Origin of the sequence: Streptomyces sp. SLBN-8D4 (genome assembly GCF_049739545.1) — a bacterium.
Classification (GTDB): domain Bacteria; phylum Actinomycetota; class Actinomycetes; order Streptomycetales; family Streptomycetaceae; genus Streptomyces; species Streptomyces canus_C.
Map to the genome: position 1 here is coordinate 1,988,102 of NZ_JBMGQC010000001.1, position 23,075 is coordinate 2,011,176.

Here is a 23,075-nt window from a genome sequence, read left to right on the forward strand (position 1 = left end):
TGCCATCTTCGCCGCCCCTGGGAGGAGGGACGCCTGCCCTCGGGCGTTCCCCGTACGAGCCAGGCGATGTCCCTCCTGCGGGGGATGGCCGGTGGGTGCCGGAACGCGGACAGGGTGTCCGAGATCGCCTGCGCCAAGCGATCCGGACACCCTGCGGCAGGAACCTTCTAGAGCTCGAACTCCTCGTACTCATCCGTACCGCCGACGGCGGCGAGCGTCGCCCTGTCGATGGTCTCGGCGGTCTCGGCGATCGTGGGCTCGTGGAACATGGCGGTGAGGGGCAGTTCCACGCCGAACACCTCCCGGATCCTCGACACGACCTGAGTGGCGAGCAGGGAGTGGCCGCCGAGTTCGAAGAAGTTGTCGCGGGTGCCGATACGGGTCCGGCCCAGGACGTCGGCCCAGAATCCGGCCAGGAGCTCCTCGGTGCGGGTGGCGGGCGCGACGTACTGGTGGCCGGGCTGGGGGCCGGCCTGGTCGGGGCCGGGCAGGGCGGTGCGGTCGACCTTGGCCGTGGGGGTCAGCGGCAGTCGGGCCAGTTCGGTGAAGGTCGCGGGGATCATGAAGTCCGGGAGCCGGCGCCGGAGGTGTTCCCGCAGGTCGGCCACGGACGGGATGGCCTCGCCGACGGCGGCCGGGGTCAGGTGGGCGGCCAGCTGTGCCATGACCCCGTCCCCGATGACGGTGACGACCGCCGATCCCACGCCCGGGTGGGCGGTCAGCGCCGTTTCGACCTCGCCCGGTTCGATACGGTAGCCGCGCAGCTTGATCTGGTCGTCGAGCCGACCCAGGAACTCCAGTTGCCCGGCTTCGTTCCATCTGACCCGGTCGCCGGTCCGGTACAAGCGGGAGCCGTCTGAGGCGAACGGATCGGCGACGAACCGTTCCGCGGTGAGGGCGGGCGCACGGGTGTAGCCGCGGGCCAGGTTCGCCCCGCCGACGAACAGTTCTCCCGGCACGCCCGCGGGCGCCAAGGACAGGTCGCGGGCCAGCACGTAGACGCGGGTGTTGGCGGCCGGGACGCCGATCGGCACCACTCCTTCCACCTGGTCGCCGACCGGCTCGTAGGTGTGGCCGGTGACGTCGATGGTGGTCTCGGTCGGCCCGTACACGTTGTGCAGCGGCACCGGCAGTACCCGGGTGAGCGCGGCGGCGGCCTGGCCGGTGAGCTGCTCCCCGCCGCAGACCACCCGCCTGATCGCGGAGCACCCGGCCAGCGCGGCACGCCCGGTGAGCAGGCTGAGCATGGCCGGCACCGTCGGAAGGACGGTGACCCGCTGCGCGGTCATCGTCTCGATCAGTCCGTCGGGGTCCGCGACGACCCCCGACGCGGGGGCGACGACCAGGGCCCCGCCGGCGGCCAGCCCGGGATACAGCTCGATCCCGAAGGCGTCGAAGGACGGCGAGGACGACACGAGGACGCGGTCGCTCGCGGTGATCTCGAACCGCTCGTCGAACCAGCGCACGTAGTTCACGAGCGATCCGTGGCTGACCATGACGCCCTTGGAGGTTCCGGTCGAGCCGGAGGTGTAGATCACGTAGGCCAGGCGGCCCGCCGGTGCGGCGGCGGACGTCGCCGGCGCGGCGGCGGCAGCAAGGTCCCGCTGAACGGCCGGGTCGTCCAGGGCGACCATCCGCACCCGGCGCAACGGCAGGTCCTCGACCACGTCCGTCGTGCCGACCAGCACCGCGGCACGGCTGTCGGCGAGCATGAACGCCAGCCGCTCGGACGGGTAGGCCGGGTCGAGCGGCAGGTACGCGCCGCCGGCCTGCCAGACCGCGAGGACCGCGGTGATCAGGTCGGCGCCGCGCGGCAGGCACAGGCCGACGACCGTGTCCGGCCCCACCCCCGTCGTACGGAGGTGGGCGGCCAGCCGTCCGGCCCGCGCCATGAGCGCGGCGTAGGACAGGCACCGCCCGCCCGACACCACCGCGATCGTGTCCGGGGCCGCTGCCGCCCGCGCGGCGATCAGCTCGTACACCCCTTCGGCGTCCGGCCGGCTCACCGCCGTGTCGTTCCAGTCGTCCACCAGGCGGGCCCGCTCGATCGCGGTGAGCATCGGCAGGCGCGACAGCGGACGGCTCGCGTCGGCCGCGACGGTGGCCAGCACCGTGAGCAGATGCCCGGCCATCCGTCGCACCGTGGCCGGGTCGAACAGCTCGGCGCTGTAGTGGATCCCGCCCGAGAGGCCGCCCTCGGGATCGTCGGAGATCGCCAGCCGTACGTCGAACCGCGTGTCGACCTCGATGTCGAGCTCTTCCGGCACCATCTCGGTCCCGCCGCCGGGGGCGGCTTGCGCGGTGGGCCGCCCTTCGCCCGGGGTGTAGTTGAAGATCGCCTGGAACAGCGGGGTGCGCGCCTCCTCCCGGTCGGTGACCAGGGCGTCGACCAGCTGCTCGAACGGCAGATCCTGGTGGGCGTATGCGGCGAGGGACAGCGCGCGGACCCGGGCCAGCAGTTCGGTGAAGGTGGGGTCACCGGACAGGTCCGTGCGCAGCACCAGGCTGTTGACGAAGAACCCGATCAGGTCCTCGGTCTCGGCCCGGTTCCGGGCTGCCACGGGGGTGCCCACCGCGATGTCGTCCTGGCCGCTGTAGCGGCTCAGCACGAGCGTGTACGCGGCCAGCAGCGTCATGAACATCGACGCGTCGTTCTCCCCGGCCAGCTTCCGCAGGCCCTCGGTGACCGAAGCGGGGACCCGGAAGCCGACGACAGCGCCGGCCCGGGACGGCACCGGCGGGCGGGGCCGGTCCGTGGGCAGATCCAGGACGGGCACTCCGGCGAGCTGCTCACGCCAGTACGCCAGCTGCTCGTCGAGGGCGTCACCGCTCAGCCAGGTCCGCTGCCACACCGCGAAGTCGGCGTACTGCACCGGCAACGGCGGCAGCGGATCGGGCTCGCCCGCCCGGAACGCCTCGTACAGGGCCAGCAGGTCCCGGCGGAAGACCCGGTCGGACCACTCGTCGAACGTCACATGGTGCATGGTGAGGGCGAGCATGTGCTCGGCTGGGGCGAGACGGTACAGCACGGCGCGGAGCATCGGCCCGGCGGCCAGGTCGATCGGCATCCGGGTGTCCTGGTCGACCAACTGCTGGACCGTACGGGCCGGTTCCGGCCTGGCGGACAGGTCGACGACCGGCAGCGACACGGTTCCGGGCGGGTCGATGACCTGGTGCGGAACGCCGTCGCTACCGGTCACCAGCCGTGTCCGCAGGACCTCGTGACGTGCCGTGATCGCGTTCAGGGCCGCACCGAGCGCGGCCGTGTCCACGTCCGAGTCGAAGCGTACGCGGGTGGGCATGACGAACTCGGCGGAACCGGGTTCGAGCTGGTCGATGAACCAGAGCCGCTGCTGACCGAAGGACAACGGAAGGGGCTGGTCCCGGCTGACCGGGGTGACCGCAGGCACGGCCGGTTCCGTCCGAGGGCCTTCGAGCAGCGCGGCCAGGTCCCGCAGCGTGGGGTGGTCGAACGGCGCGGAGAACGGGATCTCGATCCCGAAGACGTCGCGGACCCGGAAGGTGACCTGAACAGCCAGCAGTGAGTGGCCGCCGAGCTCGAAGAAGTCGTCCTCGGCGCCGACCCGCTCGACGTGCAGGACCTCGGCCCAGATGGCGGCCAGGAGCTCTTCGGCCGCCGTGGCGGGGGGTACGTAGTGGTCCAGGTCCGGACGATTCTCGTCGGGGGCGGGGAGCGCCGCGCGGTTGACCTTGCCGGCGGTGGTGAGCGGGAGGGCCGCCACCTCGGTGAAGACCGCGGGAACCATGTACTCGGGGAGCCGCCGGGCTGCGAAGGCACGCAGGTCCTCCACCGCCGGGATGCCCTCGGCGGGGTCGGTGGGGACCAGGTAGGCGGCCAGCCGCGCGGCCGCCCCCTCACCCCAGGCGGTGACCACCGCGGACCGCACCCGCGGATGCGCGGCCAGCACCGACTCCACCTCACCCGGCTCGATCCGGAACCCCCGCACCTTGACCTGCTCATCCACCCGGCCCAAAAACTCCAGCCGGCCATCCGAAAGCCACCGCACCCGGTCCCCGGTCCGGTACATCCGCGCACCGTCCGCCGTAAACGGGTCGGGGACGAAACGCTCCGCCGTCAGCGCGGGACGCCCCGCATAACCGCGCGCCACCTGCACCCCGCCGACATACAACTCCCCCGCCACACCGGTCGGTACGAGGCCCAGGCTGCGGTCCAGCACATACACCCGCGTGTTGGCGATCGGGGTGCCGATGGCCGCGCCGCCTCCCGGACGGCACAGGCCGGCCGAGGCGCACACCGTCGTCTCCGTCGGACCGTAGGCGTTGAACAACCGCCGCCCGACCGCCCACACCCCGGCCAGTTCCTCGTCCAGCCGCTCACCGGCGGTCACCAGCGTCGTCACGCCCGCGAGCTGGGCCGGGGTCACCCCCCTCCAGCGCCTGCAGGAGGGACGGCGGCACCGTCGCCACCCCCACACCCCACGAACGCACCAAAGCCGCCACCCGTCCCGGCTCGGCCCGCTCCCGCGCCGACGCCACCACCAACGACGCCCCCACCGACAACGCCATCAGCAGTTCCCACACCGACGCGTCGAAACTGAACGACGCGAACCCCAGGACGCGGTCGCGTTCACCCAGCCCGAACAGCCGCCGCTGGGCCACCGCCAGGTTCACCGCACCACCATGAGTGACCTGCACGCCCTTCGGCGTTCCCGTCGACCCGGATGTGTACATCACGTAGGCCAGCCCACCGCTGTCCACCGTCACCGGCTCCGGGGCCGGCGAGGCCGCCAGCAGTGCCGCGTCGGCCGGGTCGTCGAGGCACAGCACCCGCATCCGGCCGACCGGCAGTTCGTCGGCCAGGCCGGTCGTGGTCACCAGCACCGGGGCCCGGCTGTCGGCCAGCATGAAGGCCAGCCGCTCCGGCGGGTAGTCGGAGTCGAGCGGCAGGTACGCCGCCCCGGCCCGCCACGCGCCCAGTACGGCCGCCAGCATGTCGATCCCACGTGGCAGGCACAGGCCCACCACCGACTCCGGACCCGCGCCCGCCGCACGCAGGAAGCCCGCGAACCGCCCGGCCCGCTGCCACAGCGCTTCGTACGTCACCTGCCGCGAGCCGCACACCACCGCCACCGCGTCCGGGGACCACCGCACGTGCTTGGCGACCAGATCGTGCGCCCCGCCCGGGCCGGGCAGTAACGCCACCGTGTCATTCCACTCCTCGACCACCTGAACCCGTTCGGCGGCGGTCAAGAGGGGCAGCTCCGCCACCCTCTGATCCGTCTCGGCCGCGATCGCCTCCAGCACGGTGGCCAGGTGCTCTGCCATCCGTTCCATGTCAGCCGGAACGAACCGGTTCCGCTCGTAGTCGAGGCGGACGGACAACTCCGGTCCCGGTCCGATTCCCGCAGCGACCGTCAGCGGGTAGTTGCCCTGCGGGCGGCCGTGGAAGACCGTGCCGACTCGTAGGCCGTCCGCTCTCGACGAGTCCTGCCGACCGTTCCAGCCCGGGGCGGGGTAGTTCTCGAACACGAACAACGTCTCGAACAGGGACTGTCCGGCGGGGACCTGGCTGCAGGCCTGGATGTCGGTCAGCGGGGTGTGCTCGAACCGGCGACCGCGTGCCTGCTCGGCCTGTATTCCGGCCAGCCACCGCGGCACGGTCTCACCGGGATCGATCCTGATACGGGCCGGGGTGGTGTTCATCAGCAGGCCGACCATGGACTCGATGCCGTCGAGTCGGCCGCTGCGCCCGGAGGAGGTGATGCCGAAGACGACGTCGTCGGTGCCGGCGTAGCGGGCGGTGAGGATGGCCCACGCGCCCTGGACGACCGTGTTGACCGTCAGCCGGTGCCGTCGCGCGAACTCCGCCACCCGCGCGGAGGCGTGCTCGTCCAGTCGTGCCCAGGCGGTGCCGCGCCCGGTCTCCCCCGTCTCGTGCCCGACACCGAGGGTGGTGGGGACGGTGAACCCTGCCAGCTGTTCCCGCCAGTACCGCTTCGCCTCGTCCTGGTCCTGGCCGAGCAGCCAGGCCACGAAGTCGCGAAACGGGCGCCGGTCCGGCAATACCGGCTGCCGCCCGGCGACCAGTTCCTGGTAGACCCGCAGAACCTCTCCGATGATCGCAGGGCTGCTCCAGCCGTCCAGCACCAGGTGGTGGTAGCTCCACAGCAGCTGATGGCGGTCCTCCCCCAGACGCACCAGTGCGACACGCACCAGCGTGGGCGCCCCGAAGTCGGCGCCCGCCGTCTCGTCGGCGGCCACGTAGTCCTCGATCGCCCGCCGCTGGGCGTCCCCGTCCAGACCGGACAGGTCGACCACCTGCCAGGGCAGCGGCACCGACCGCGACACCACCGCCATCGGCACCGGAACCTGCTCCCACACCACCCCGGTACGCAACACCTCGTGCCGGGCGAAGACCAACTCCCACGCCCCGCGCAGCGCCTCCAGATCCAGTTCGCCCTCCAGTGGCAGCCCCATCCAGATCCAGTACGCCCCTGTCCCGGGGGCGACCCGGGAGTGGAACAGCATGCCCTGCTGCAACCCGGTCAGCGGGTAGATGTCCTCGATGGTTCCGCTGCCGGGCTGCGCTGTCAGATCGAACGCTGTCATGACCCACCTCCGGAATCGGTGCTCTCACCCGGCCGGGACACCGAGCCGAAGCGTTGTGTGATGAAGTCGAGGGAGGACTGGTCGAGGGCGGCCAGGGGGAAATCCGACGGTGCGTAACCGTCGGCCCCGGAACGGCAGCAGTGGTCGATCAGCTCGCCGAGGACCTCGATGTAGCGGTGAGCCAGCGCCGAGATCGTCGCCTCGTCATGGATGGCGTCGCTGTAGCTCCAGACCAGGTTCAGGCGGCCGTCGACCACCTTGCCGTTGATCTCGATCAGGTACGGCCGGTCGCCTTCGCGGGAGTGTGCGTGGCCCTGTGGTCTCTCGGCCACCTGGAAGCAGGCGTGGCCGTCACCGGTCCTGTCATCGGCCGGCCTGCCGGAGGCGGCCTGGCCGAGGTAGTTGAAGCTGATCTCCGCGGTCGCGGGCGGCCGCCAGCCCGACAGGTGACGCAACAGGCCGTAGCCCAGGCCATGACGGGGCACCCGCCGCAGCACCTCGTTGGTCTCCGCCAGCACCGCATCCGGCTCGGTCCCGCCGGGCAGCGCCACGGGGTACAGACACGTGAACCAGCCGACGGTCCGGGACAGATCCCTTCCCGGGCCTTCCTCGTGCCGGCCGTGGCTCTCCACGTCCACCACCGCCGGTCCCTCGCCGAGCCAGCCGCTGAGGACCGTCCCCAGTCCGGCCAGCAGTACCTCGTCCACGCGCAGTCGGGACACCGAGGGCACCCGGTGCAACAGCCTCGACGTCAGTTCACCACCCAGACGCACCCGCACTTCCCGGGCCGCCACCGCCGCATTGCCTCCGTCCGCCCGGTTCCGCGGCACAGGCCGTGCCTGGCTCGCGACCTGTTCCCAGTACGTGGTTTCGGCGGCGACGTCGTCCGAACCGGCCAGTTCGGCCAGATACGACGTCCACGCGGCGAACGACGTCGTCTTCGCCGGCAGCACCACCGGCTCCCCTGCCGCCAGGTGCCCGTACGCCGTTCCCAGATCGGCTGTCAGGACCGGCCACGACACGGTGTCCACCACCAGGTGATGCACCACCACCAGGACCAGTCCGGGGTTCTCACCCCGATCGAAGACCACCACGCGCATCAGCGGTCCCGCGGACAGCCGCAAGGACTGCTGTGCCCTGTCCGCGACGGCGGTCAGCCATTCCTCTTCATCCGTCCCGATCGGGCACGTGCCCGCTTCCCACACCACGTCCGCCGCGTCCTGCGCGATGTCGGCGACGCGGCCACGCCACTCCCCGTCCACCAACTCGAAGCGGGATCGCAGACCGTCGTGGTGCGCCAGCACTTCTGCCACCGCATCCCGAAGGACCTCCACCTCGACCGCGCCTGCGGCTTCCAGCACCACCGACTGGTTGAAATGCCACGGCACCGGCAGGCCCAACCCGAAGAACCACTTCTGCGTCGGCGACATCGCCACCTCGCCGACGACCGCGCCCTGGTCCCCCACCACGCTCGTCCCGAGCTCGGCCGCTCTGGCCAGCGACTCCACCGTCTGGAAATCAAACAACTGCGCCACCGAGAGGCCCACGCCGGCGGAACGTGCCCGCGCCACCACCTGAATCCCGATGATCGAGTCTCCGCCCAGCTCGAAGAAGTTGTCCTCGACGCCCACCCGGTCCACGCTCAGTACCTCGGCCCAGATGTCGGCGAGTACCCGTTCCGTCTCGGTTCGGGGGGCGACGTACCGGTCCGTCAGATCGGTGCGGTCTGGTTCGGGGTCGGGCAGGGCGGCCCGGTCGGTCTTGCGGCCCGGGGTCAACGGCAGCGCGGACAACTCGGTGAACGACGACGGGACCATGAAAGCCGGCAACCGCGACCGCAGGAACGTACGCAACTCACTCACAGCCGGAACACCTACGGCCGGATCAGCGGGGACCACATACGCCGCCAGCCGCACCCCATCCCCATCCCCGTCCCGGTCCCGGACGACCTTGACCACCGCGGAACCGATGTCCGGACGGCCGGCCAGCACGGCTTCTATCTCACCCGGCTCGATCCGGAACCCCCGCACCTTGACCTGCTCATCCACCCGGCCCACGAACTCCAGCCGGCCATCCGAAAGCCACCGCACCCGGTCCCCGGTCCGATACACCCGCGCACCATCCCCCGCAAACGGATCAGGGACGAAACGCTCCGCCGTCAACCCCGCACGCCCGGCATAACCACGCGCCACCCCCACACCACCCACCAACAACTCACCCACCACACCCACCGGCACCAGACGCAACGACCCATCCACCACATACAACCGCGCCCCCGGCACCGGCCCCCCGATCGGCACAACACCCCCACCCACCCCCTCCACCACACCAATACTCGCCACCACCGTGGCCTCCGTCGGCCCATACGCATTCACCAACCGACACCCAGCCGCCCCCCACACCGACACCAGACCCGCATCCACCCGCTCCGCACCCGTCACCAGCGTCCTCAACCCCGCCAGATCACCCGGCGCCAACACCCGCAACAACGACGGCACCACAAACGCCAACTCCACCCCCGCAGACCGCACCAACCCACCCGGCTCAGCCCGCTCCCCGGACGACGCCACCACCAACGTGCCGCCCCCCGACAACACCATCACCAACTCCCACACCGCAGCATCAAAACTGAACGGCGCCAGCAACAACCCCCGCGGCCCCCTGCCCAGCAACGGCCACAAACCCACCGCCAGACTCACCAACCCCCCATGCCCCACCCCAACACCCTTCGGCACCCCCGACGTCCCCGACGTATAAATCACATACGCCAACTGAGACCCACCCACCACCAACCCCAACAGATCCCCCGACAGATCCCCCGACAGCCCATCCACCCCCGCCCGAACCACCGGGTCATCCAGACGCACCACCGGCACCTCACCACCCAGCACAACCGCCCCGGCCCGGTCAGCAACCACCACCCGCGCACCCGAATCAGCCAGCATGAACGCCAACCGCTCGGCCGGATACTCCGGATCCAGCGGCACGAACGCCGCCCCCACCAGCCACACACCCACCACCGCGACCGCCAGATCCACGCCCCGGTCCATGCAGATGCCCACCACGGACTCCGGCCCCGCACCCAGCCCGCGCAGGTGCCGCGCCAGCCGCGACGCCCGCTCCACCAGGCCCCCGTAGGTCACCTGCCGCTGCCCGCACATGACCGCCACCGCGTCGGGGCGGTCTGCGGCATGGCTCACCAACAGCTCGTGCACACCGACGGCGTCGGAGACCGGTCCCGCGGCGCCCGACCCGTACCTCAGCGACTCGGCATGCTCCGCCGCCGGCATTATCGGCAGGCCGCCGATCGTGGCTTCGTCGTCGGCCGCGACCCCTTCGAGCACAGTGGTCAGATGGCCCGCCAGCCGGCTGATCGTCTCCGCGTCGAACAACGCCGTGCTGTACTCGATGCCGCCTACCAGTCCGCCGTCGTCGGCGTCACCCATCGTCACGGACAGGTCGAACTTCACCTGGGACCCGCCGGGGCTGTCGCCGTCCATGGCCACGTCCGCGTCGACGCGGGTTTGGGCGGAGTCCTGGCGCGGGTCGCGGGGGGCGTAGGTGAAGAAGACCTGGAACAGGGGGGTCCGGGAGCGGTCGCGGTCGGTGACCAGGGCGTCCACCAGCTGCTCGAACGGCAGATCCTGGTGGGCGTAGGCGTCCAGTGCCGTCTGCCGGACCCGACCCACGAGTTCGGCGAACGTAGGGTCGCCGGACAGGTCGGTGCGCAGGACGAGGGTGTTGACGAAGAACCCGATCAGATCCTCGGTCTCGACTCGGTTCCGGTTCGCCACCGGGGTCCCGACGACCACATCGTCGAGTCCCGCATGTCGTCCGAGAACCACGCTGAGCGCGGCCAGCAGCGTCATGAAGACCGTCGCGCCGTGGTCCTGGGCTGTCACGCGCAGGGCATCCGCGGTTCGGGCCGGGACTCGGAACTCGGCGACCGCCCCGGCGCTGGAGCGCGTCGGAGGCCGCGGGCGGTCGGTGGGCAGTTCCAGCACCGGCGCCCCGTCGAGCCGGTCCCGCCAGTAGGCCAGCTGCCGGTCGAGGACTTCGCCGGTCAGCCAGGCCCGTTGCCAGACGGCGAAGTCGGCGTACTGCACCGCGAGCGGCGGCAGCGGATCCGGCTCGCCGACCAGGAACGCCTCGTACAGGGCCAGGAGTTCACTGCGGAAGATGCGGGCGGACCAGTTGTCGAAGACCACGTGATGGACGGCCAGTGCCAGCACGTGTCCCAGGTCGCCGAGCCGGATCAGGCAGGCCCGGACGAGTGGTCCGGCGGCCAGGTCGAACGGCTGGGCCGCCATCCCGGCGATCAGCCGTCGTCCGACGTCCGGCGCATTGTCGTCGTCCGACAGGTCGACCACCGGCAGCGGGACCGGCGACGGCGGATCGACGACCTGGCAGGCGATCCCGTCCGGGCCGGTGACCAGCCGGGTACGCAGCACCTCGTGCCGGGTGACGACAGCGGTCAGGGCCAGTCCCAGGGCTCGGGGGTCCGGGGTCTCGTCCCAGCCCACATGTGTCGTCAAGTTGTATTCGGTGGAGTGGGGTTCGAGCTGGTCGAGGAACCACAGCCGCTGCTGGGCGAACGACAACGGCAGCACCCCCTCCCGCGGCACCGGCGTCACCGGCGGAGCCACCACACCGGCCCGCGACCCATCGATCACAGCAGCCAGACCCCGCACCGTCGGATGATCGAACAACGCCGCCAACGCAACCTCAGCCGCCAACACCTCCCGCACCCGCGACATCACCCGCGTCGCCAACAGCGAATGACCACCCAGCACAAAGAAGTTGTCATCCACACCGACCCGCTCGACCCCAAGCAGCCCAGCCCAGATCCCCGCCAACACCTCCTCAGTGACCGTCACAGCAGCCCGGTAGGGCACACCCACCCCCGCACGAGCCACATCCGGCACCGGCAACACCGCCCGGTCGACCTTCCCCGCCGGCGTCAACGGAAGAGCAGCCAACTCCGTGAACACCGCCGGAACCATGTACTCCGGCAACCGCCGGGCAGCAAAGGCACGCAATTCCTCCACCACCGGCAACCCTTCGGCCGGGTCGATGGGCACCAGATAGGCGGCCAGCCGCGCGGCCGCCCCCTCACCCCAGGCAGTGACCACCGCAGACCGCACCCCCGGATGCGCGGCCAGCACCGACTCCACCTCACCCGGCTCGATCCGGAACCCCCGCACCTTGACCTGCTCATCCACCCGGCCCAAAAACTCCAGCCGGCCATCCGAAAGCCACCGCACCCGGTCCCCGGTCCGGTACATCCGCGCACCGTCCGCCGTAAACGGGTCGGGGACGAAACGCTCCGCGGTCAGCGCGGGGCGCCCCGCATAACCGCGTGCCAGCTGCGTCCCGCCGACATACAACTCCCCGGCCACGCCGGTCGGTACGAGGCCCAGGCTGCGGTCCAGCACATACACCCGCGTGTTGGCGACCGGGCCACCGATCGACGGCACCCCACCCCCCGCCGCATACAAGCCCGCCGACGCACACACCGTCGTCTCCGTCGGACCATAGGCGTTGAACAACCGCCGCCCCACCGCCCACACCCCGGCCAGCTCCTCGTCCAGCCGCTCACCCGCCGTCACCAGCGTCCTCACGCCCGCGAGCTGGGCCGGGTCACCCCCCTCCAACGCCTGCAGGAGGGACGGCGGCACCGTCGCCACCCCCACACCCCACGAACGCACCAAAGCCGCCACCCGCCCCGGCTCGACCCGCTCCCGCGCCGACGCCACCACCAACGACGCCCCCACCGACAACGCCATCAGCAGTTCCCACACCGACGCATCGAAACTGAACGACGCAAACCCCAGAACCCGGTCACCTTCACCCAGCCCGAACAACCCCCGCTGCGCCACCGCCAGGTTCACCGCACCACCATGAGTGACCTGCACACCCTTCGGAACACCCGTCGACCCCGACGTGAACATCACATACGCCAGCCCACCACTGTCCACCACCACCGGCTCCAGAGCCGGCAAGGCCGAAGGCAACACCGCCTCATCCAGCCACACCACCGACTCCACCCCGGAACCATCCACCAACCCCCCGGCAACCCCCCGATGCCCCACCAGCACCCGCGCCCCACTACCAGCCAGCATCAACGCCAACCGCTCCACCGGATAACCAGGATCCAACGGCACATACGCCGCCCCCGCACGCCACACACCCAACACCGCGACCACCATGTCCAGCCCACGCTCCAGACACAGCCCCACCACCGACTCCGCACCCACACCCCCCGCACGCAACAACCCCGCAACCCGCCCCGCCCGCTCCCACAACCCCCCATACGTCACCTGACGCGACCCACACACCACCGCAACCGCATCCGGACACCGCTCCACCCACTCACCAACCAGCCCATGCACCCCACCCACACCCGCAACAGCCACCACCGACCCGTTCCAACCCACCAACAACCGCGCCCGCTCCGCCACGGACAGAACCGGCAGCTCCGCCACACGCCGACCCGCATCGGCCGCGACCGCCTCCAGAACAACCCCCAGATGCCCGGCCATACGCTCGATCGACACCGCATCGAACAACGCCGTGCTGTACTGAATCTCGCCGGTCAGGGTGCGGCCGGAATCGATCAGTGTCACTCCCAGATCGGTCTTCACTCGCAGCTGGCCCGGTCCGGCATCGAGTCCGGACCCGGTGTCCGCGCCCGGGTGGGAGTCTGCTCGGTTGCTGACGAGATGGGTGTTCTCGTCGTCATCCGCGACCGCAGGGTCGTAGCTGAACCAGATCTGGAAGAGGGGGGTGCGGGAGCGGTCGCGTTCGGTGACCAGGGCGTCCACCAACTGCTCGAAGGGCAGGTCCTGGTGGGCGTAGGCGCCCAGTGCCGTTTCCCGCACCCGGCCGACGAGTTCGGCGAACGTGGGGTCGCCGGACAGGTCGGTGCGCAGGACCAGGGTGTTGACGAAGAACCCGATCAGGTCCTCCGTCTCGGCGCGGTTCCGGTTCGCCACCGGCGTACCGACCGCCACGTCGTCGGTGCCGCAGTACCGGCCCAGCAGCACATCGAACGCCGCCAGCAACACCATGAACATCGTCGCGCCGTTCGCGCGGGCCAACTCGCGCAGCGCGTCGGCGGTCTCGGCCGGGATGGTGAAGTGTGCCGCGGTGCCCGCGGTGGAGCGCACCGGCGGCCGGGGCCGGTCGGTGGGCAGCTCCAGCACAGGCGCCCCGGCCAACTTCTCCCGCCAGTAGGCCAGCTGACCATCCAGGACCTCGCCGGTCAGCCAGGACCGCTGCCACACCGCGAAGTCGGCGTACTGCACCGCCAGGGGCGCCAGCGGATCAGGCTCACCGGCCCGGAACGCCTTGTACAGGGCCTGCAGATCACGACGGAAGATCCGCCCCGACCACTCGTCGGAGACAGCATGGTGCATCGACAACACCAGCAGGTGCCTGGTGTCGGCCAACCAGATCAGACACGTCCGCAGCAGCGGTCCGGCCGCCAGATCGAACGGCGCCACCGCATCGCCCTCCACCAGATCCCGGGCCACACCCAACGGATCAGCGACACCCGACACATCCACCACCGGCAACGGCACCCGCCCCGGCGGATCGATCACCTGACACGCCACCCCGTCCGCACCCGCCACCAAACGCGTCCGCAACACCTCATGCCGCGCCACCACCGCATCCAGCGCCCCACCCAGCGCCGCCACATCCACCACACCCTCGAACCACACCGGCGAAGGCACGTTGTACTCGACCGAACCCGGCTCCAACCGGTCAAGGAACCACAACCGCTGCTGCCCGAACGACAACGGCAACAACTCGTCCCGGCCCACCACCGTCACCGGCGGCACCACCACACCCGGCACCGCCCCCTCAACCACCCCCGCCAAAGCCCGCACCGTCGGATGATCAAACAACGCCGCCAGCGCAACCTCACTCCCGAACACCTCACGAATCCGGGACACCACCTGCGTGGCCAGCAACGAATGCCCGCCCAACTCAAAGAAATTGTCCAGCGCACCCACCGGACCACACCCCAGCACCTGCGCCCAGATCCCCGCCAGCAACTCCTCCGACGCCCCCACCGGCGCCACAAACACACCCACATCCGAACGGGAAACATCCGGATCAGGCAACGCCGCCCGATCCACCTTCCCGTTGGACGTCAGCGGCACAGCCCCCAACCCCACAAACACCGACGGAACCATGAACTCCGGCAACCGGCCGCCCAGGAACACCCGCAACTCACCCGCACCCAGCACCCCACCACCACCGACCGGCACCACATAAGCCACCAGCCGGCGCTCCGCACCCTGCCCCCGCGCCACCACCACAGCCGCCGCGACCCCCGGATGCGCGGCCAGCACCGCCTCCACCTCACCCGGCTCGACCCGGAACCCCCGCACCTTGACCTGACCATCCACCCGGCCCAAAAACTCCACCCGGCCACCCGCCAGCCACCGCACCCGGTCCCCCGTGCGATACAACCGCCCACCATCCCCCGCAAACGGGTCCGGGACAAAACGCTCCGCCGTCAGCGCGGGACGCCCCCCATAACCACGCGCCACCTGCACCCCGGCCACATACAACTCCCCCGCCACACCCACCGGCACCGGGCCCAGATGACGATCCAGCACATACACCCGCGTCCCCGGCAAAGGCGAACCCACCGGCACCACCCCAGCCGCCGCCTCCACCCCACCCACCCGCGCAGTAAGCACACCCACCGTCGTCTCCGTCGGACCATAGTGATTAACCACCACCCGATCCCCCGCCACCTCCACCAACCGCGCAGCCAAACCCGGCGAAACCGCCTCACCCCCCAACACCAGCACCCGCCCCGGCAGCACACCCGACATCCCACCCGCACCGGCCAGCGCGGCCAGATGCGAAGGCACCACCTTCAAAAAATCGATCCCCCACCGCACCACAAAACCGCGCACCGCACCCGGATCAGCCACCACAGCCGCATCCAGCACATGCAACACACCACCACACACCAACGACGCGAACACCATCGTGTTGCCCAGATCCGTCACCAACGGCTGCACCACACCGAACCGCCCACCACCGCCCACACCCAGACGACCCACCACCCCCGCCACATACCCCGCCACACCACCGAACGTGACCTGCACACCCTTCGGCCGCCCCGACGAACCCGACGTATACACCACATACGCCAACTGACCAGGACGCCTCACCACCGACCCCACCCGCACCGAAGACAACCCGGCCAGATCCGCACGCACCACCGGATCGTCCAACGACACCACCCGCAACCGCCCCGCAGGCAGATCCCCCACCGTCTCCCGCGTGCCCACCACCACCGCGGCACGGCTGTCAGCCAGCATGAACGCCAACCGCCCCACCGGGAACGCCGGATCCAACGGCAGATACGCACCCCCCGCCAGCCACACCCCCAACACCGCCGTCACCATCTCCACACCCGCCGGCAGACACAACCCCACAACGGTCTCCGCACCCACCCCCACACCACGCAAATACGCCGCCAACCGCGACGCCCGCCCCACCAACCCCCCATACGTCACACAACCCTCAGGACCCACCACCGCCACCGCATCCGGAACCGACCCCCCACACGCCAGCACCGCCTCCGCAACCCCACCCCCACCCAAAGCCCCAACCCCAGCCCCGCTCCACCCCTCCAACAACTCCACACGCTCAACAGCACCCACCATCGACACAGCAGACAACGGCCGGTCAGGATCAACAGCCACCGCACCCAGAACCGTGCACAAGTGCTCCACCATCCGCTGCACCGTGCCCCGGTCGAACAACGCCGTACTGAACTCGACCATCCCCGTCAACGCACCACCGGCACGATCCCCCACCACCAACCGCAGATCGAACTTCGCCAGCACCCCACCCAGACCCGCCTCCCCCGGCGCGCCACCATCACCCGGACCCTCCAGCCCGAAATAGTCGAACAACACCTGGAACAACGGAGTACGCGACCGGTCCCGCTCCGCCACCAACGCATCCACCAACTGCTCGAACGGCAGATCCTGATGCGCGTACGCACCCAGCGCCGCCCCCCGCACCCGCCCCACCAGCTCACCGAACGACGGATCCCCCGACAGATCCGTACGCAACACCAGCGTGTTCACGAAGAACCCGATCAGATCCTCGGTCTCGGCACGGTTCCGGTTCGCCACCGGCGACCCGACCACCACATCCTCGGTGCCCGCATACCGGCCCAACACCACACAGAACCCCGCCAGCAACACCATGAACATCGTCGCGCTGCTCTCCCGCGCCACCACCCGCAACGCATCCGCAACACCCCCGGGCACCGCGAACGACACCACCGCCCCCGCATTCGACCGCACCGCCGGCCGCGGCCGATCCAACGGAAGCTCCAACCCCGGCAACCCCTCCAACCGCTCCCGCCAATAACCCAACTGCCGCTCCAGCACATCCCCCGCCAGCCACGACCGCTGCCACGCCGCAAAATCCGCGTACTGCACCACCAGCGGCGGCAACGGATCCCGCTCACCGGCCCGAAACGCCTCATACAACGCCGTCAGCTCACGCCAGAAGATCGCGCCGGACCACTCGTCGAACACCACGTGGTGCAGCGACAGGACGAGCAGGTGATCGGTGGCGCCCAGGCGGATCAGGCAGGCGCGGACCAGCGGCCCGGCCGCCAGGTCGAACGGTGTGGCCGTGATCGCCTCGGCAAGGTCGCGGGCCGCCGTCTCCGGATCGGGAGCGCCAGACACGTCCGCCACGGGCAGCACGAACGGGCTGGGCGGGTCGATCACCTGACGGGCCGTCCCGTCGGAGCCGGCCACCAAGCGGGTCCGCAGCACTTCATGCCGGGTCACGATCGCGCCCAGCGCGGCGCGCAACGCTTCGATGTCCAGCGGCTCGCGCCACCGGGTTCGGAGGGGCACGTTGTACTCGGTCGATCCCGGCTCGAGCTGGTCGAGGAACCACAGCCGCTGCTGCGCGAACGACAGCGGCAGCGCCTGGTCGCGCGGGGCCGGCGTGATCGGTGCCACCGTCGCACCCTGCGCGGACCGTTCGACCACCCGGGCCAGTTCGCTGACCGTGGGCCGGTCGAACAGGGCCGCCAGGGGTACCTCGGTCCCGAACACGTCGCGGATTCGGGAGATCACCTGGGTGGCCAGCAGTGAATGGCCGCCGAGTTCGAAGAAGTTGTCCTCGGCCCCGACCCGGTCCGCCCCGAGCAGCTCCGCCCAGATCCCAGCCAGCGACTCCTCGACCGGGGTGGCGGGGGCGACGTACGTGCCGTCCAGGTCGGGGCGGTGGGCGTCGGGCGCCGGCAAGGCAGCGCGGTCGAGCTTGCTGCTGGAGGTCAGGGGCAGCGCGGCCAGCTCGATGAAGACCGACGGGATCATGAACTCCGGCAGGCTCTCGCGCAGGTGGCCGCGCAGTTCGCCGGAGGTGGGGATGCCTTCGGCGGGGTCGGCGGGGACGACGTAGGCCACCAGGCGCGCCTGGGCCGACTCGCCGAACGGGGTCACCACCGCCACCTGGACACCGGGGTGGGCGGCCAGCGCGGCTTCGATCTCCCCGGGTTCGATCCGGACTCCGCGGACCTTGACCTGGTCATCGGCCCGGCCCAGGAACTCCATCTGCCCCGAGACGTTCCACCGCACCCGGTCGCCGGTCCGGTACATGCGCGAGCCGTCGGCGGCGAACGGGTCCGCGACGAACCGCTCCGCCGTCAGCGCCGGGCGGCCTCCGTACCCGCGAGCCACCCCGGGGCCGCCGATGAACAGTTCGCCCGCCACTCCGACCGGGACCGGGCGCAGCCGACCGTCCAGCACGTACACCGTCGTCGCGGCTATCGGCAGGCCGATCGGGACCGGTGAAACCGGCTCGCGCAGCACCGAGACGACTGCCGTGATCGTCGCCTCTGTGGGCCCGTAGGTGTTGTAGATCGGGACCTGGGTCCGCTCGAACCAGCGCACCAGCACCGCGGCCGGTATCGCTTCCCCGGCCAGGATCAGCAGACGGAAGTCCGGACCCAGTCCGTCTCCGGCCGTGAGGTCGGCGATGGCCAGCTCCCAGACCGCGGGGGTCATCTCCGCGATGGTCGCCCGTTGTGCCCGGATATGCCGCAGCACCTGTGCCGGCGTCCAGAGTTCGGCGCCCCGCAGCACCAGCCGTCCGCCGCGCATGAGGACCGGGAAGAGCTGCTCTACCGTCGCGTCGAAGGTGATGGAGGCGAACTGCAGGGTGCTGTCGGCCGGGGTGATCTCGTACCGGCGGCCCATCTCGGTCAACCGCAGGCTCATCGAGCGGTGTTCGATGAGCACGCCCTTGGGCCTGCCGGTCGAGCCGGAGGTGAAGATGACGTACGCCAGGTCCCCCGGCCCCGCCTGCGGCGGCAGGTCGTCGGGGCTGTGGGTGGCGATGGCCGCCTCGTCCGCGTCGACGACCAGGCGGTCCACTCCGGCGCCCAGCCGGTCGGCCAGCGCGGTCTGGGTGATCACCAGGGGCGCGCCGGAGGCTTCGAGCATGTACTGCATGCGCTGGTCCGGGTGGTCGGCGTCCATCGGGAGATAGGCGGCACCGGCCTTCAGCACGCCGAGGATGGCCACCATCAGCCCGGTGCCACGCCGCAGGCACACCCCGACCACGTCCTCACGGCCGACGCCCCGCGCCCGCAGATGCCGCGCCAACCGGTTCGACCGTGCGTTCAACTCCCCATAGGTGAGCTGCCGCACTCCCTCCACCACCGCGACCGCATCCGCCCGCAGCCGCGCCTGCTCCCCGATCAACTCCAGGACCGAGCCCTTCACCACCGGCTCGGCACCCGTCCCCCACGACCGCAACTCACCACGCTCGGACCCGGACAGCAGCTCCAGGCCGGCCACCTCGCGACCAGGATCCATGAAGGCCCGCAACACCGTGACCAGATGCCGGGCCAGCCGCCGCACCGACTCCTCGTCGAAGAGGGCGGTGCTGTACTCGATCTCCCCGGAGAGGCCGCTGTCGCCGGAGTCGCCGAAGTTCACCTGCAGATCGGCTGTTGTGAGCTGCCGGGCGATGCCGTCGCCGTCGCGGTCCTCCCGGTGTTCCCGGGCCGGCCGCCCGGGGGTGTCCTCCTGACCGTAGTTGAGGAAGACCTGGAAGAGCGGGGTGCGGGACCGGTCCCGGTCGGTCACCAGGGCGTCCACCAGCTGCTCGAACGGCAGGTCCTGGTGGGCGTAGCCCCCGAGCGCGGTCTCCCGCACCCGGGCCAGCACCTCGGCGAACGTCGGATCCCCCGACAAGTCGGTGCGCATCACCAGGGTGTTGACGAAGAACCCGATCAGATCCTCGGTCTCCGCCCGGTTCCGGCCGGCCACCGGGGTGCCCACCACGATGTCGTCCTGACCGCAGTAGCGGCCCAGCAGCACGCTGAAGCCCGCGAGCAGTGCCATGAACATCGTCGCGCCGCTCTCACGGGTGATCTCCCGCAGGCCGTTCGCCACATCGGCGGGGACAACGAACGGAACCGCCCCGCTCGCCGTCGACCGCACCGGAGGCCGGGGCCGGTCAGTGGGCAGCTCCAGCACCGGGGCACCGGCCAGACGCTCCCGCCAGTAGTCCAGCTGCCGATCCAGCACCTCCCCGGTCAACCAGGACCGCTGCCACACCGCGAAGTCCGCGTACTGCACCTCGAGCGGCGGCAGCGGATCCGGCTCCCCCGTCCGAAGCGCCGCATACAACGCGAGCAGTTCCCGCCGCAGCACACGCTCGGACCACTCGTCGAAGACGACGTGGTGCATCGTCAGGATCAGCACATGTCCGGCCTCACCCTGCCGGACCAGGCAGAAGCGCACCAGCGGCCCCGTCGCCAGATCGAACGGCGACATGATCATCTGGGCTCCCAACCGGTCCAGGGCGTGCCCCGGGTCCGGTTCGGCAGACACGTCGGCGACCGGCAACCAGACCGGACCGGGCGGATCGATGACCTGGTGGGCAACTCCGTCCGGGCCCGCCACCAGCCGGGTCCGCAACACCTCGTGCCGCGCCACCACCGCGTCCAGTGCCTTGTTCAGCGCGCCGGTGTCAAGGTCATGACCCAGCGGCACCCGCATCGGCATGGTGTATTCGATCGAGCCCGGTTCGAGCTGGTCGAGAAACCACAGCCGCTGCTGCGCGAATGACAACGGAATCGGGGCGTCGGGGCGTCGACCCCATCCCTGAAGCGGCGACCGCTCTCCCTTGAGGCGTCGCGTCAGCAATTCCTGCCTGGCCCGGGAAAGCGTCACTTGTCCTCCACCGTGAGAATGCCGAACAAAACCCGTGATTCATCCGCTGCCATCAGGATCCGGATCACCCGCCCCAATATGGCATTCGGTACAGCTGTATCGCACGCGGTGAATCCACGCTCAGCTGCGCCTCAAAGGTGTTCAACAACGGCGGAGCGGCACTTGAGCACGGTCATCGCCCACGGAGGGCCGAAATGATTACCCGCGGAGTGCCGTCCAGCAAGGCCGGGGTGTGCGTCGCCTCCGCCATGAGCACTTCGGCGGCCTCTTTTCCAAGTTCCAGGCAGATCGCCTCCCCATGACGCAGAATGGCCTTGTGCACGGCGATCTCCCGGTCTCGGGAGCCGGCGATCTCCTGCTTGGTGATATCGGTGAACCCGGCCCTTTCGAGGAACGAGTCGTAGGGCAGGCGAGCCGGTTCCCAACTGGTGAACACGAGTCGGCCGGCGGGGCGAAGCACCCGTGCCAACTCCCGGAAGGCGGCTGCCTTGTCGTGCACCATCCACAGCGCGTCGATGCTGACCGCTCCGTCGAAACCCCCGGCGGGCAATCCCGTGTCCGTGGCGCTGGCCACGTAGAAACGGGCCGAGGACGCCATCCCGAAACCCGCCGCCCGATCAGAAGCGGCGGCCACCGCTTCGGCAATGATGTCCACGCCGATCAAGGGCACACCGAGCTCTCGCGCGATCCAGAGACCGGGGCCGCCCCGGCCGCAACCGACGTCGAGCAGCCGTGTCGTGTGCGACTCCGCCAGGATCTGCGTCAGCAGGCGCAGGTCGCTCAGCGTGACGAAACCGAAGGGTTCCACTTCGCCGGGATAGTCGGCGCCGTAGATGTCCCGGTAGATGGATTGGAGTGTGGAGCCGCGGCCCTGGTTGGCCAGCACCGAACGGTAGCGGTCTTCCCGCGTGAAAAGTGGTCTCTCAACGGCACTCATCGCGTCACCCCGTCTCCAGCCTCACGCCGACCGGTGCAACCAGGCCAGCACGTCGGGTTCGAGGACCCGAGCCACCCGTGCGTGGTAGTCGGCGAGTTCGGCCGTCGTGAGCAGCTCGGCTCCCCGCTCCCGACACACCCCTCCGGAAGAAGGACGCGCTGTCCTCGAGCAGGCCTCCGAAAGGCTCGATCCGGTCCGCGGCGGCGCGCATCCGTTCGAATGTCGCGGCCTTCACCAGGCCCGGCCACAGCGCTTCGGCGACCGTGATCCCCAGCCGCTCCGCAAGGAGGCGCATCTGTCCTTCGAGATCGGCGGACAGGTCCTCGTAGTGCGTGAGGACGACGTTCGGCTCGTCGCGTCGTGCCCACGCGTCGGCGATACGCCGGAGAATGCCGCCCAGGTCGCTCAGCTGTGCCGGGGAGGCCGGCTCTTCGGCGATCCATTCGAGCAGCCATTCCCGTGCCGAGTCCGTGAGGCTCCGATCACCGGATACCCGGGCAATGCGCTTCCGCTGGTGGTACGACGAGACGGCGGCATCCAGCGGGTTTCTTCCGACCACGATGTAGGTGACCTGGGGGACGGCGGGAATGTCCGCCAGGGAGCTGTGCGTCTTGATGAACCGTCGGTTGCGTTGAGCTGCGTACCGCTCCAGCACCTCGTGGCGTATGCCGGTCGGGTCGTCCAGCCACGGCGACAGTTCATTGAGCGGAGCCGGAAGATCCGGCGTCTGGAAGACCAGGAGCGCGCAGATCATCTGCATCCACGTGGTGCCAGACTTACCCGGCGCACTGATGACGATGTCATCCGGACGGAACGGGAAGGAAACCCAGCGATCAGCCAGAACGCCGTCCATGACCACTTCGACGGCCAGGCGGCCCCGACCGGTGAGCACGATTTCCGTACGGTCGGGATCATCGGGCCGACTTCGGTCTTCCAGATACCCGCCTGCGCACAGCTTGTCGGTCATCTCCCGTGATACACCACCGCCGATTTTCGGCTTCTGGCTCGCCCCCGTGGCGGAGTGGCCTCTCATCTGCAGCGCCGTCAAGAGGAGCACGTCACTCAGGGCGATATCTCTGAAGCCCGCCGAAGAAAGGCGGGCAGCCGTGACCCGTTCATTGGATTCGCTCATCTCAAAGAACAGACTCACGGCAATTTTGGCCGTATCGAGCGACGTATCGAGCATGACCGCAATTCTTCTGCCTTCCGGTCATGAATTTCAACCGTGCGTCATACGCGGCTGGGCGCACCAGGTGTTCAACCAGGGCATGGCATCAGTTGAACACCTGGTTTTCCGC

The 23,075-nt window shown here is 70.1% G+C and carries 5 protein-coding genes; all 5 read right to left on the reverse strand.

The window, feature by feature from the left end; translation table 11 throughout:
- Positions 1 to 167: 167 nt before the first annotated feature.
- The 5 genes from RKD20_RS09150 to RKD20_RS09170 all read right to left on the reverse strand — a co-directional run bounded on the left by RKD20_RS09150 (position 168) and on the right by RKD20_RS09170 (position 22,963).
- Complete coding sequence (locus RKD20_RS09150; protein WP_424877276.1) at positions 168 to 4,406, reverse strand: amino acid adenylation domain-containing protein; 4,239 nt, start codon at positions 4,404 to 4,406, stop codon at positions 168 to 170.
- Complete coding sequence (locus tag RKD20_RS09155) at positions 4,357 to 6,591, reverse strand: condensation domain-containing protein (protein ID WP_424877277.1); 2,235 nt, start codon at positions 6,589 to 6,591, stop codon at positions 4,357 to 4,359. Before RKD20_RS09155 ends, RKD20_RS09150 begins: the two co-directional genes overlap by 50 nt.
- The gene (locus tag RKD20_RS09160; protein ID WP_424877278.1) at positions 6,588 to 20,840 is read right to left on the reverse strand and encodes an amino acid adenylation domain-containing protein; all 14,253 of its coding nucleotides are present in this window, start codon (positions 20,838 to 20,840) and stop codon (positions 6,588 to 6,590) included. Before RKD20_RS09160 ends, RKD20_RS09155 begins: the two co-directional genes overlap by 4 nt.
- A 172-nt stretch (positions 20,841 to 21,012) precedes the next feature.
- Positions 21,013 to 21,777: a class I SAM-dependent methyltransferase gene (locus RKD20_RS09165; RefSeq protein ID WP_424877279.1), complete on the reverse strand. Its 765-nt coding sequence runs from the start codon at positions 21,775 to 21,777 to the stop codon at positions 21,013 to 21,015.
- A gap of 4 nt (positions 21,778 to 21,781) precedes the next feature.
- Entirely contained in the window at positions 21,782 to 22,963 is a 1,182-nt protein-coding gene (locus tag RKD20_RS09170; RefSeq protein ID WP_424877280.1) for a sulfotransferase domain-containing protein, read from the reverse strand.
- Positions 22,964 to 23,075: the final 112 nt, after the last annotated feature.